The organism is Lysinibacillus sp., from assembly GCF_032093475.1.
GTDB lineage: Bacteria > Bacillota > Bacilli > Bacillales_A > Planococcaceae > Lysinibacillus > Lysinibacillus irui.
Map to the genome: position 1 here is coordinate 32,907 of NZ_DAMDAY010000002.1, position 14,706 is coordinate 47,612.

Consider the following 14,706-nt stretch of genomic DNA (forward strand, 5'->3'; position numbering starts at 1 on the left):
TTTTAAGTCTGAAAAGCTATAGCTTATCAACCACTAGATACACCAATAATTGAAGGTTTAGAAAATGAGGGTCACATAGGCCTTATTAACAAAAGTGAACATTTGGCTTATGCGACCTACTACATCTTGAGCTTGAAGGAAAACCTGTACCTAGTTATTTTGAACGGTCATATGCCCCCTGTGCTACTTCTAGATATTCTTGTAATCCCATCTTCTCAATTGTTTTCTTGTAGTCATTCCATTTATCAAAGCTTTCTTTACCTGTAATAAAGCTTGCCGTCATTTCATTTACATACGTTTGAATGTCTGTTAAAACTGCCGACACTCGATCATTTTCTTCTACTGTATAATTCAACCCTGGAATAATTTCCTCATCCTTCAACGCATATGGCATTACTTGATTAGCATTATTAATAGAATTTTCTTTCGCCTCTGCACCTTGGAAATATTTTTGTGTTACAATTCCAGGATAATAACCGCCCGGCCATGTTAAATAATCACTGATCGCTTGATCTAAGTTTTTGCCATCTGGATTGTTCGTAATATCCTTTACGTATTGAATAGTACCATCGGCATTTTCTTCATAAGTGACACCCTCAAAGCCCATAAAGAACATTTTAGTCCCTTCATCACCATATAAATGATCAATCCAGCGTACCATCGCTTCTGGATTTTTTGCTTTATCTGTTAAGACAAACATTCCTAAATTCCCAAGACCATTAGTCATCGCAGTAAATTGTCTATCTCCATTCGGTCCTTCTAAAACATGTGCACCAGTATAACCATCTAATTTAAATAACTCTTTTGGGTCCACTTCACTAAGCATACCAAACGTTCCTTTAGCTGCTTCTGCCGCAAATTTCTGAGGCTCTGTCGTAAATACATCTTTATTAATTAAACCTTCTTTGTAAAGTTTATTTAAGAACTCAAGTAATTGTTTATATTCGTCTGTCGTTGGCACGAAACGAAATTCCTCAGTACCTTCTTTAAAGTCTAAGTTCACATTCATCGTTCCTTGTTTATTCAAACCAAATGAACCTCTTAAATAATAAATAATTTGTTCGATACCATAGCCAGTCCCCCAGCCTTGTTCATCCTGTAAACCATTTCTATTTGGGTCATTTTCTTTAAATGCTTTCAATACTTTATACAAATCATCTGTTGTTTCTGGGGATTGTAAACCTAGATTATCAAGCCATTTCTGGTTAATCCATGGTGCCCCTACACGCAGTGATGTAAATTTCGGATCGTAAATTGTAGGGAAGCCATAAATTTTTCCATCTGCCATCGTCACACCTTGTTTTACAGATGGGTATTCATCTAATAGCTTTTTAAAATTTGGAGCATATTGTTCAATATAATCATTTAACGGTAAAAATACGCCTTGTTGACCATACTTGATTAAATCAGTTTTCGAAAATGCTGATGCAAAAAATATTTCTGGATAATTTCCCGCAGCTAAAAGCAAGTTCTTTTTGTCCGCTAATACTTCTGTTTGAACCGTTGTCCAATTAATATGGATGTTAGACATTTTCTCGTATTCTTCCCATAACATTAGATTGTTCCAATCTTGCGATGCGAAAAATTTTGCAGCAAAACCGTCTACTTCTATTTTCTCTTTTGTAATCGGCATACCCGTTGCATTCAAGTTATCAATATTGCCGGTTTTTTCTCCAGTTTCTTTTGTGTCAGAACATGCTCCTAGTAAACTCGTAGCTAACAGCAGGCTTGCAGCTAAACCATAAACATGCTTCTTCTTTATTTTCATTTTAATTCGCTCCTATTCTTTAACCTTTTAATGAACCAATCATTACACCTTTTACAAAATATCGTTGTAAGAATGGATAAAGCATTAACATTGGTAGGTTAGCAACGATTAAAACTGCGTACTTTAACCCTTCAACGCTAAGTTTTTGAGCTAAAAAGCTTTCTGACGTGGCTTTAATCATATCGTCAGCTTGTCCTTGAATTAAAATTTGCCTTAGGATAAGTTGAAGTGGAAACTTATCTTGATCTTGTAAGTAAATCAATGCTTGAAAATAAGAGTTCCAATGTCCCACTGCATAAAATAAAACCATGACAGCCATAACAGGTAATGATAGTGGTAGTACAATACTCCATAAAATACGGAAATTCCCCGCTCCATCAATCATGGCAGATTCCTCTAACTCATAAGGAATGGACTGGAAAAAAGTCCGCATAATAATGATGTTCCATACAGCTACAGCATTCGGAATAATCATGACCCAAAAAGTATTAATCATGCCTAAATCACGAATTAATAAATATGTTGGAATAAGTCCCCCACTAAAGAACATTGTGAATACCATAAATGCCATAATAAAGCCTTTTCCTTTTAAATTTCTACGAGAAAGTGGATAGGCTGCACAAATTGTCATGAAGATATTTAACAATGTTCCAAAAAATGTGTACTTCAGTGTGTTAACAAATCCATTGGTAATATCAGGATTTTGAAATACTTTTTGGTACGCCTCCACTGTAAATTCCTTTGGCCATAACCATATATCTCCCGAGATTACGTACTCTGGATTACTTAGGGAAGCACTCAAAACAAAAATAAGTGGGTACAATACAACAAGTGCTACAATTGCTAAAAAAATATAATTAAAGATTGTAAACGCTCGATCGCCCTTTGATTCTTTCATTTTAATCTCTCCTTTACCATAAACTTGTATCACTCACTTTTTTAGCTATCCTATTAACCATAATAAGGAGGATAAAATTAATGATAGAGTTGAATAGACCTACAGCTGCTGAAAAACTATACTGCGCTTCTAAAATCCCACTACGATAAACAAATGTTGATATAACATCTGACGCCGACATATTTAAGTCATTTTGCATTAAAAATACCTTCTCAAATCCTATTGCCATTACAGATCCTACATTTAAGATAAATAAAATTACAATCGTCGGCATAATTGCAGGAATATTAATATGAATGATTCTTTGGAATTTTGATGCCCCGTCTATCATTGCCGCTTCATGCTGTGCTGGATCTACGGCGGCTAGAGCTGCAATATATATGATAGAACTCCATCCCATCGTTTGCCAAACATCAGATAGTACGTATATTGATTTAAACCATGCTGGTTCTGATATAAAATCGATTGGTGTACCGCCAAACAACATAATTACTTGATTAATCATCCCATCTGACTTTAAAAATAGTAACAGCATACCAACAACTACTACTGTAGATAGAAAATGAGGGGCATAAATAACTGTCTGTACAAATTTTTTAAAACGAAGGCTTTTTACTTCATTTAAAAGCAACGCAATAATGATTGGTACTGGGAAAGATATGAGTAAAGTGAATACACCAATCCCTATTGTATTTTTTATTAAACGCCAAAAATAATAACTATCAAAAAAACGTTCAAAATGCTTAAACCCTACCCACGGACTCCCCATAATTCCCTTTGTAGCAATAAAGTCTTTAAAGGCAATTTGCAACCCATATAGTGGATAGTAATGGAAAACCAAAAAGTAAAGTATGACAGGGGCTAGTAATAAATAAAGCTCCCAATTTTTTTTGATAGATCTTTTCCATTCTACCAAGTGATTTTTCTTTACTTTTGATTGCTTTTTGAAAAAACGTTTTGTTTTAGATGATTTTTCTTCAACAGTTGTTTTATCTAAAAGCGTCATAAACTACACCCCCTATTTATCAATGTTGCAGAATTGTAGATTCCTGTAAGATCTCAATAACTTTACCTCCATTACGAATAGATTCTGTTGCCGCGCAACCTACTGCAACACTCATCCGTCCTGCAAATGGCGTAGTTAAAGGCTCTTTATTATAGAGGATGAGCTCTACAAAATCTTGAGCAATTTTTGGATCAGCCCCCCCATGACCTCCTTCCTCAGGCTTCATCTCGTAAACAACATTACTAAGTTCTTCCCAAGTATTCGACTTTCTCGTTTTTAAATAAATTTTATTATTTACATCATCATTTTCGATACGCCCTTTCGTACCAATGAAAGTATAATTTCGTGAATAGTCGGGGGTGAAGTGACATTGTAGATACGAAGCTTTTATGCCACCTTCCAATTCCATAATGAGCATATTATTATCCTCTACATCTATTTCTTCACGGAAAGCACATTCCGTAAATGTATGGGGAACATATTCTGGGCAAGTTTTTTTCTTATCACATGTCGGACACGTTAACGTATTTGGATTATCTCCACCATAATAATCCAAGCTCCCAAATGCAGATACCTTCGTTGCATATTTCCCAGAAATCCAATGAATTACATCTAAATCATGTGAGCCTTTTTGAAGTAATAGAGATGTTGTATTTTTTGAATTTCCGTGCCAATCGTGATAGTAGAAATAACCTCCGAATCCAACAAAATGACGCACCCATATAGCCTTTAATTCTCCAATGGCACCTGAGTCAATTAAGCCTTTCATCGTTTGATACATAGCCATATAGCGCATATTAAAGCCAATCATTAGATGCTTCCCTGATTTTTTCCATGCATCTAATATTCGATCGCAACCTTCCACTGTTATGGCTAATGGTTTTTCAGCATAAACGTGCTTCCCTGCTTTTAAGCAAGTAATAATATGTTCTTCATGCAAATAATCTGGCGATAAAACAGCTATTGCATCAATATCATCTCTTGATAATAATTCCTTATAATCCTTCGTTAAAAATAAAGGAGTATCGAATTTTTCCTGAAACTTATCTAATCGTTCTTGAGAGATATCAGCTAATGCCACTACTTCCGATTCCCCGTCAGGTTTATGCCAGTATTGTGCCAAACCCCCTCTTAAACCGGCTCCAATTACACCAATTCGTAATTTTTTCATTATAATTCCCCCTTTTATCTTACTTTTGCCCATGTATTTCGAAAACGTTTACAAATTAGACTAACTATCCATAACAACACAACTACACGTCAACACGTTGTAGGTACAAGTTAAATTATAAGTATGTAATGAATATTCTAAAAATTTAACTGGAATAAATATATAATTCTAACACTTAATATGTCAATACCCCAGGTTTTATCCGCCTGTATAAACTATTTGGTATCAATATGAGTTAACTCATTCAAAAAATTAGAAAGTATATCACTTCTTCAATAGCTCAATCCATTACACTTTTCTTTTAAAATAAATAAAAAATTCCGAAAATAAAGACTTCTATTGCCTTCATATAAAAGTATCCTATCTAGGAAGCTTTTAATTTAGAGACAGAACCTCTCCAATTGTTATTTTTTATAGCATCTACTTCCTTTTTGCAAGTTTTGAGTGCTAAATAGTTAACTTGAAATGTCGTTTTATTTGTATTTAAATCTACTAATTTACAAAAATAAAAATAGCAGAGTTTAGTGAAATACCAAACTCAGCTATTGAATTAGTGATGAACTTCATATTATCTTTCTGCTGCCTTAAAACCTGCATTTTCAGCCTCGACTACAGAACAGAATAGCTCCTCTGCTTTTACATCTTCGTAATTCTGTTGGCCAGGTAAATGATAAATTTTAGCACCTTTAGCATTGATATTCCCTTTTATATTACATTGTGATTTATTATTGTAGTTATTATTTTTATTTTCATCCTTACTATTAAATACTTCTTTTCTAAATCCTCTATCCGTTACATAATTCTCAACTGACCATATACCTATTGCCTGTTGTTGAGCAGTTCTTTGTACTGTTTCAAACCAATCAACATGTTTAGTATTTGGTTCGTATATATAAGCTACACGGGCAAGTCCATTTTTCAAAAGTTCTTCTTGAATATTAATACCTTCATCTGTGTAAACGTAAGCTAAAAGTCTCTTATATTTATCTCTATATGAAACATCAAATTCTAAGTATACTGTTTTTTTATCTTTTAATAATTGCTTAGTAAATTCTTTGGCTTCTTGGCCGAAAGGTTGTTCCCCTAAACTAGGATGATTAGTTTCAGGTGTATCAACTAATAGTAGCCTTACCTTCTCAGTTGAACCATTATATTGTATTTTCAATGTATCTCCATCTATTACCCCTTCAAGTGGAAATTCTTCAAAGGATTTTATATCGTGCTTTGAACCTGCTTCTTTAGAGGTTTCTGATACAATCTGATTCTGGTTGTCATTACGTATTGTAGTTTCTTCTGTACAAGCACTTATTAGTAGTGTTGAAAGCAATAATAAAAAGAAAACTTTTTTCATAAATTTATTCCTCTTTCCATATAAAAATGTTACTGTAATAAAAAATCTTCAGCCATTGTAACAACTGAAGATTTTCATACATATATTTATTTAAATATTAAATATAAAACAACAGCCAAAATTATTGTTCCACTAGTTATTAGTGTCTTAATATCTGATTGCTTCACTATTATCTCCCTCAGTTATTTATTTAAACTAATAATAACATGCCTTAGTTCCTTTTAGATAGATTCAGGAATTTTTCAAAATAAAAAGATTATGTACTGTAAATACATAATCTCTTAGGTATAGATATACGATATTTTACACATAAAACAAACGAAGATTTCTGAATAAAATTGGAGACATTATCTTTCCAAGCTATCACATTGATACAGCTACCCAATGATTCGGAGAGACCTCTACTAGTTGACTATTTTCTACTTCGTATCGAACTTTCATATCTTCTGTATGTTCTGCGTCATTATATTTCTGTTTCTCAATTTTCGGATCTGGAATTGGAATAGAGCGTAATAATGCTTGTGTATAGGGATGCTGAGGGTTAGCATACAACTCCTCGCTTTCCGCTAATTCTACAATTTTACCACCATACATGACTGCTACACGATCACTGATATGTTTCACCATTGATAAATCATGTGCAATAAATAAATACGTCAAACCTAGTTTATGTTGTAATTCCTTCAATAAATCAACAATTTGTTTTTGAATCGAAACATCTAGTGCTGATAAGGGCTCATCACAAACGATAAAATTTGGTTCCACTGCTAATGCTCTAGCAATACCTATACGTTGTCGTTGACCACCTGAAAATTCATGAGGATAACGCATAGAATGTTCTTTCTTTAAACCAACAAGCTCTAGCAATTCCTCTACTCGTTGTCGTCTCTCTTCATGGTTCTTTACTAAGCCATGAATATCAAGAGCCTCCCCAATAATATCTAGAATTTTTTTGCGAGGATTTAACGATGAATATGGATCTTGGAAAATAATTTGCATATGTCGGCGCATGGCCTTTAATTGCTTTTTCGTTAGCCTTGTTACGGGTATCCCCTGATACAAAACTTCACCGTTTGTAGGCTGATGAAGCTGTAGTATTGTTCGACCAGTGGTAGATTTACCAGAACCCGATTCACCCACCAGGCCTAGTGTTTCACCAGGGTATATATAAAATGATAAATCATTAACTGCTTTCAGCGTTTGACCTCGGCCTAATGAGAATTCCTTTGATAAATGTGTTACCTCGATTAGTGGCTTATGTTTATCAATACCCGCCTGAATATTGGCCATTTCTTTTGGCTGCTTTTTCTCATGTAGCTTTGGCAACGCATTCAATAATTTTTGGGTATACGGATGTTGAGCATTTGCAAAAATCTCTTCTGTTGTACCCTGTTCAACAATTTCCCCCTCTTTCATCACAATGATTCGATCACACATACCGGCAACAACGCCCAAATCATGCGTAATTAAAATAATAGATGTACCCATTTTCTTTTGCATATCTCGCATCAATTTTAAAATTTGAGCTTGAATGGTTACATCGAGTGCTGTTGTTGGCTCATCTGCAATAAGTAGTGAGGGGTTACATGCGAGGGCCATGGCAATCATCACGCGCTGACGCATACCACCTGAAAATTCATGAGGGTATTGTCGATACCGTTCTTCTGCATCTCGAATGCCAACAAGTTTTAATAATTCTATTGTTTGCTGATAGGCTTCTGTTTTTGACATGGACTGATGTTTGATTAAACTTTCAGCAACTTGATCCCCTATTCGAATAGTAGGGTTTGTAGAGGTCATCGGATCCTGAAAAATCATACTAATATCTTGTCCACGAATCCCCTCCATTTGTTTTTCACTTAATTCAGTGAGTTCTTGCCCTTTAAACACAATCGTGCCAGATTTCAGAAATGATGGTGGTGATGGCAATAAACGCATAATGGAACGTGCCGTTACACTTTTCCCACTACCTGACTCTCCCACAATTCCGAGTGTTTCACCCTTATTTAGATGGAAGCTCACGTCCTTCACCGCTTCAAATTCTGTCTCTCCTGTGATAAAGGACACGCGCAGATCATTGATTTCTAAAAGCTTTTCACTCATTCGACCCATCCTTTTTAAAATTAGTGATTGACTTACTTTCAAGTATAATCCATACTTTACAATACTGATAGGAATTATACAATATACCACTGAATATTTTATTTACGTTTGGAGGAAATGCATGGTTACTTCAAAAATTCATCTAAAACCAAAAGAATTTATTTTCTTTTCTATGGTTTATCAAAAACTAATGCATCAAAAGCCTTATCAATTCATTCTTTTTCTTTTTAGTATTTTAGTCCACCCTTTTACATACTTTATTTATCGGAAAAGGAATCATTCTAATACCTTTGATCAGGCTTTTGCATTGCGTAGTCAGCACTACCTGGAGAATGGATTGGTTGCCCATTGGCAAAAAGATTTCGAACAACAAGAAATAGCAAAGGCCAATTTTTTTAAAGAGGCAGTAGCAGCGTCACAAATTCAGGCAACAGCTAAGCAATTAGCTCAAGGAAAGCTCCAACAGCAAGTAGAGCAAGATTTACTTAAAGATGGCATAAAACAATTAACTTATGACCAATTTTTTATTCATCTACTAACAAACAAACGATTTGTTGCTCTTACCTTTCTACCAGCTGTTTTATTTTATGTAGTACTTATCTTATTTGCGAATCCATTCCTGCAATTTATCATTGAACGTATTTTGCAAAGCTTCATTGTTATTGTTGGTGTGGCTACTTTAGTATTTACTATTTTGTATTTATCACCATTCGATCCAGCAAGAAATCTTCTTGGAGTCGAAGCAACACCAGAGCAAATTGCAAACTTTAATCGGATTCACGGTTTGGATCAACCTTATTTATCTCAGCTATGGAACGCATTATCAGGCCTATTTACATTTGATTTAGGCACATCCTTTGCAGGTAAAGAAGATATTACGCACAGCATTGCTACTAAATTTCCTGTCACATTGGAAATAGCCGTTTTGTCATTATTAATGGCTATTGCAATTGCCATTCCAGTCGGTATTATTTCAGCAGTTCGTCCAAATTCCTATTTGGATTATACATTTATGTTCATTGCTTTAATCGGATTATCTATCCCAAGCTTTTGGCAAGGTTTAATTTTTATTTTGACTTTTGCATTAAAGCTACAGTGGTTTCCAGCAACCTATAATCCTCATAATTGGTTATCGCTCATCATGCCAATTATCGTCTTGGGAACATCTATTACGGCATCCATTGCCAGAATGACAAGATCGAGCATGCTTGAGGTAATACACGAGGATTATATTATTACTGCAAAAGCAAAAGGCTTAAATGAATTTAAAGTGATTTCAAAACATGCCATTCGTAATGCCATGATTCCGATTATTACGGTGATTGGACTTCTTTTTGGGGGTATGTTGGGAGGCGCATCTGTAACGGAAAAGGTATTCAACATTAGTGGGATTGGGAGCTATATCGTCGATAAACAATTTATCCCCGATATTCCGGCCATTCTTGGAGGCGTTGTTTATATTGCCATCACGATCTCAATTGTTAATTTAGTAATTGATATCATGTATGCCTTTTTTGATCCACGCATTCGCTCAAAAATGAAGAAGTCTTAAAGGAGGATCACCTGTGAAAAACATCTTACATGTCAAACTACTCTTGAAGATCACACAGGAATATGTCAATTCTCATTTTACTTTTGTCTTTTCCTTACTGTTTTCTTTATTGTTTCTAGCTTATAGCTATAATTTTTCAACCAATAGCTGGCGACAGGTAGTTCTGCTCTTTTTTATTATTTACGCTATTACAACGGCATATGTTGCCATCATCAATTTACGAATTAAAAAGGATTTGGCAAAGCATGGAGACATTCAAAAAAGCACCCGTCTACTTGGCTATCCACTGTTAGTAACTATTCTGTCAGGCAATATTTTTTCGACATCTTTTGCATTTATGCTTGTTTCGAAAAGAAAGACTGCAGAATATACTTTTGCTGCCTATGCCTTTATTACACAATTATTCATCATTGGTATTGCAGCGTTGAATTTATTTAAACCGTATGTAACAGATACCTTTTTACTTGCTATGGGTCTTTTCTTAGTACTTGCACTTTTTTATATCGTGATGGCTCTTGTATGTACAAAATATGTCACGCCGACTGAGGCACCAAAATGGATGCTCATCCCAGGTATTATTCTGCTATTAGCTACTTTTACTGGCAATCTATTTGCAACATTACTAGGCTATAGTCTTATTCAAAAGGCTCGAAAGGCAAACCCATCTTCTATAGAAAAGTGGCAAAAAATCTGGGAAAAAATCTTACGTAATACGATGGCGGTATTCGGTTTATTCTTCATTATTTTTATGTTTTCATTGTCCATTACAAGCTCTTGGACTTTTGATTATGACTTCGCAACAGAAAATAACTATGGTGCATTACTGCAAACTCCATCTTTAGATTATCCGCTAGGCACAGATAATTACGGACGAGATTTATTTTCACGTATTGTATTTGGGGCCCAAATATCATTAATCGTCGGATTTTTCTCAACAATTATACCAGCAATTGTTGGAGGCGCATTAGGAGCATTTTCTGGCTATTACGGTAAATCAACTGACAATATCATCATGCGAAGTCTTGATATTTTATATGCCATTCCTGGTATTTTATTAGCTATTGCTATTATCGCTGCATTTGGTGCTAATACGGTAAATCTTATTATCGCACTTAGTGTTGGAGCCATTCCAACCTATGCTCGTACAATGCGGGCCAATGTGATGCAGCTCGCTAATTTTGAATTTGTGGAATCCGCTAGAGCTTTAGGGGCATCTGATGCTGCGATTATTTTCAAGCACATCGTTCCCAATTCATTAGCCCCGATGATTGTAAAAGCAACATTAACAATCGGTGGAGCTGTTATTTCAACAAGTAGCTTAAGTTTCTTAGGACTTGGTATTGAGCCACATATTCCTGAATGGGGCAACATTTTAAAAGTTGGTAGTACGTACCTGGAGACACATTCATATGTCGCAATTTTCCCAGGTCTTTGTATTATGCTTCTTGTTCTCTCCTTTAACTTCTTAGGAGACGGTTTACGAGATGCTTTAGATCCAAAAACAAATTAATTGGAGGTAACTATGAAGAAATTACTTGTATTTTTATTCGTTGCAGTACTAGCTTTAGCTGGCTGCGTACAAACAAAAACTGACGTAGAAGGCAGTAAAGATTCAAAAGATAGTGACAAGAGCAATGGCAAGGTTGCTATTGAAGTATTAGGAATGGCAGCCTCTGAAGAAGATATGAATATTGTCCGCGACCAATTAGTTAAAAATGGCTTTGATGTGAAACTAAATATTCAACCAGACTACGGCTCATTCTCAGCTCAAAAAGAAGCTGGGAACTATGATCTGGCACTCTCAAGCTGGACGACAGTTACAGGGAACCCTGACTATGCTGTTCGTGGTTTATTTAAAACTGGTGGGGATTACAGTGTTGTAGCCGACTCCAAATTAGATGCTTTAATCGATGAAGCGAGCACTTTAACAGGCGAGGAAGCAGCAGCTAAATATAAAGATTTAGAGCAATTATTAGTTTTCGATCAAGCTTATATTGCACCTTTATATATTTCCAATAAGTATCAAGGTATTTACTCTGAACTAGTAAATCCTAAAACGGTTCATTTACCAAAATCTCGTGCACAAGTATGGGAACAAATCGAATTTAATGATGCATCTAAAAATGCGACAGAACCTTTAATTTTACACCAAACAATTAATTCTCTAACTTCACTTGATCCAATTAAAGGGAATGATGGTTCCATCAACACATTAAATACAAATATGTATGTTCGTTTAGTTAACTTAACAGACACTGATGAAGTTGTTTCAGATGGTTCATTATCGTATAACCATGTAATGGCTGAAGGTAATCAAGAATATTACTTTATTTTACGCGATGATATTAATTTTGCAGCTGTCAAGGAAGGTGCAGCAGTTGATACGGGCGAATTAGTGTCGGCTGAAGATGTGGTCTTCTCATTAAACCGTGCAAAAGATGCAAACTCAGTACCAGATCATCGTACTTATAGCATTCACGAAAACATTGAAACAGTTGAAATCGTTTCTGATTTAACTGAATTACAAAATAAAAAGGTAGCAGGCTCTGAGCAATCCGTTTTAGAAGCATTATCTCAAAACTTACCTGCTTCTGTTGCCCAGTTAGCAAAGGATAAAGGGGCTGTAAATAACGCGGCAGGTGCATATCAAGTTGTCAAAATTACAACACCAACACCATTCCCTCAAGTGTTAAATTATTTAGCACACCAATCTGGTGGTATTGTATCTGAAAAACAAGTAACAAGTATTAATACGTACGATGTGGCTAGCTACGACCCTGACAAAGACATTGCCTATGGTGATCAAGCTACTGTCACGGAAGGTTCAGCAACATTCAACAACCAGCTATATGCAAGTGGACCATATATTTTAGTAAAGAAAAACGATTATGAAGCACAATTTGTGAAAAACCCTGCTTACCGTGCTGGCAGTGAATATGAGCCAAAAATTGCTAAAATCAATGTCCGTTTTATTTCTGATGTTGATAGTGCTCTATCTGCATTACGCAATGGTGAAATTCATGTTCTTCAAACAGTACCAGAAACAAAACTGGATATTGTTAAATCAGACGCTAAATTAACATTAAATACAGCAGATAGTAATGCAGTAGCTTACTTACAAATGAATACTTCTGGACGTGCAGTTTCTGATTCAGCAGATTTACGTAAAGCGATTCTATACTCCATTAACCAAGATGAATTCATTAGCTATTACCAAGGCAATAAAAAACCAGCTGTATCTACAGTTTCTCCATTAATTGATACTGGCTTGAAACTTGAAGCGGATAGTGAAAAAGTAAAAGAATTTGTAAAAGCGTATAACGATAAAAAGTAAGTCAATATCACATACTAAAGGAGCCTTCTCAAAATGTGAGAAGGCTCCTTTTATTATAGAAGAAACTCTTTTATATTTCGTTATGTGATTTTGGTTTTGGACCTAGCTCTTCCGGCTCGATATCAGCAAATGTTTCGCCCTCTTCTTCTAAGTCACGCATACGGTGCGCAATTCGAGAAGCTGCTGATGCTGCTATACTGCCAACTAAATCATCTAAAAATGTATTAACGTGATGCCCAGGTTCTGTATCGAGTTTTTTGATAATCCCTACTTTTTGCTTGTCTAAATGGCCGAAAGTGGTAACTGCAATGCTGCCATATGTAAAAACGGATCCTAGGGCAATTGTTTCGTCTACACCAAATAACCCTTCATCTGATTCTATAATTTGTTGTAGTGGTGAAGATAATAATTTCTTTTCTGCTAGTTCATCTAATTCAATTCCTACTAGTAAAGCATGTTGCACTTCTCGTTTACGTAATACACGCTCAACAGAATGAACACAATGCTCCAATGTTAAACCTTCATTATAGGTTTTTTGCATTTCGTAAACAATTTGAGCGATATCCTCTATCGCTACACCTCTACGAATTAACGCGGCTTGAGCTGCCTTCGCTACTTCGTCAGAGTGCACACGTATACTTTTATTATGCATAATTAACCCTCATTTCGATTTTATTGCTAGTATAACGCTAGCCCAACCTATTATACCTTTACTTTCGTAATATGGTACAATTTTGTTACAAACATAAGAAGGAGTGTCATCATTGGATAAGGGAACAGTACAGGATTTAACATTTTATAGTGAAGCATTACAGGAAGAATTACAGCTCTATATTTATGTTCCTGCAAATTATTCTCCACTTTATAAATACAATATTTTAATCGCATCAGATGGTAAAGATTATTTCCAACTTGGCGGCATTACAAAGCTAGCTGATGAACTGATTGATGACTATGAAATCGAAAATTTAATTATAGCTTTTGTTCCTTACAAAGATATTAAAGATCGACGTCATAAATATATTCCAAGCGGTGTGCAACACGAAGCCTATCTGCGCTTTTTAGCGCATGAGCTAGTACCCTATTTAGACAGTGAATATGCTACTTACCAGATGGGTATGAGTCGTGGTGTAATTGGTGATTCTATGGCCGCTACGGCTTCCTTAATGGCTGCCCTAAAATACCCAAGTATCTTCGGCAAAGTCATACTACAATCACCATATGTGGACGAAGATGTATTAAAGGCTGTAGAAAATTTTAAAGATCCAGGCTCTATTTCTATCTACCATATCGTAGGTAAAGGTGAAGATCAGGTTGTAACAATGGATAAAACGATCAAAGACTTTTTAACACCTAATCGTCAATTGCATGAGCTAATGATTCGGAAAGGGTTTACTACATTTTATGATGAGTTCGATGGCAATCATACATGGAAATACTGGAAACCAGACCTTCGCCGTGCATTAATTGAAAATTTCAATTAATATTGGGTGATTAAAATTACGAAAACTGAAATTTCTGTT

Annotated in this window: 11 protein-coding genes; 4 read left to right on the top strand and 7 right to left on the bottom strand. The window is 35.3% G+C overall.

Features of this window, described 5'->3' with window-relative positions; genetic code table 11:
- Positions 1-154: 154 nt before the first annotated feature.
- From RT445_RS00860 to RT445_RS00885, 6 genes are all read right to left on the bottom strand, one after another.
- Positions 155-1,768: an extracellular solute-binding protein gene (locus RT445_RS00860; RefSeq protein ID WP_313469370.1), complete on the bottom strand. Its 1,614-nt coding sequence runs from the start codon at positions 1,766-1,768 to the stop codon at positions 155-157.
- 19 nt (positions 1,769-1,787) lie between these two features.
- Positions 1,788-2,666 carry a carbohydrate ABC transporter permease gene (locus tag RT445_RS00865; RefSeq protein ID WP_313469372.1) on the bottom strand — a complete coding sequence of 293 codons (879 nt, stop codon included), beginning with the start codon at positions 2,664-2,666 and terminating at the stop codon, positions 1,788-1,790.
- Positions 2,667-2,679: 13 nt separating this feature from the next.
- Positions 2,680-3,672 (bottom strand): ABC transporter permease, encoded by a 993-nt coding sequence (locus RT445_RS00870; protein ID WP_313469374.1) that lies wholly within the window; start codon positions 3,670-3,672, stop codon positions 2,680-2,682.
- A gap of 19 nt (positions 3,673-3,691) precedes the next feature.
- A complete protein-coding gene (locus RT445_RS00875; protein WP_313469377.1) occupies positions 3,692-4,843 on the bottom strand; it encodes a Gfo/Idh/MocA family protein in 1,152 nt (383 codons plus the stop codon).
- Positions 4,844-5,411: 568 nt separating this feature from the next.
- On the bottom strand, positions 5,412-6,194 hold the full coding sequence (locus tag RT445_RS00880) for a thermonuclease family protein (RefSeq protein WP_313469379.1): 783 nt from the start codon (positions 6,192-6,194) through the stop codon (positions 5,412-5,414).
- 363 nt (positions 6,195-6,557) lie between these two features.
- Complete coding sequence (locus RT445_RS00885) at positions 6,558-8,297, bottom strand: ABC transporter ATP-binding protein (protein WP_313469381.1); 1,740 nt, start codon at positions 8,295-8,297, stop codon at positions 6,558-6,560.
- Between the two features lie 121 nt (positions 8,298-8,418).
- On the opposite strand from RT445_RS00885, the gene RT445_RS00890 reads away from it, so the two are divergent.
- The 3 genes from RT445_RS00890 to RT445_RS00900 are packed head-to-tail and all read left to right on the top strand — an operon-like array spanning position 8,419 to position 13,183.
- Positions 8,419-9,849, top strand: a complete 1,431-nt coding sequence (locus tag RT445_RS00890) for an ABC transporter permease (RefSeq protein WP_313469383.1) — start codon at positions 8,419-8,421, stop codon at positions 9,847-9,849.
- Between the two features lie 13 nt (positions 9,850-9,862).
- A complete protein-coding gene (locus tag RT445_RS00895; protein WP_313469385.1) occupies positions 9,863-11,359 on the top strand; it encodes an ABC transporter permease in 1,497 nt (498 codons plus the stop codon).
- 12 nt (positions 11,360-11,371) lie between these two features.
- Positions 11,372-13,183 (top strand): ABC transporter substrate-binding protein, encoded by a 1,812-nt coding sequence (locus tag RT445_RS00900; RefSeq protein ID WP_274795715.1) that lies wholly within the window; start codon positions 11,372-11,374, stop codon positions 13,181-13,183.
- A gap of 70 nt (positions 13,184-13,253) precedes the next feature.
- Here RT445_RS00900 and RT445_RS00905 read toward each other — a convergent pair whose 3' ends face one another.
- Positions 13,254-13,835, bottom strand: a complete 582-nt coding sequence (locus tag RT445_RS00905) for a phosphatidylglycerophosphatase A family protein (RefSeq protein WP_274795714.1) — start codon at positions 13,833-13,835, stop codon at positions 13,254-13,256.
- 112 nt (positions 13,836-13,947) lie between these two features.
- On the opposite strand from RT445_RS00905, the gene RT445_RS00910 reads away from it, so the two are divergent.
- Positions 13,948-14,667 carry an alpha/beta hydrolase gene (locus RT445_RS00910; RefSeq protein ID WP_274795713.1) on the top strand — a complete coding sequence of 240 codons (720 nt, stop codon included), beginning with the start codon at positions 13,948-13,950 and terminating at the stop codon, positions 14,665-14,667.
- Positions 14,668-14,706: the final 39 nt, after the last annotated feature.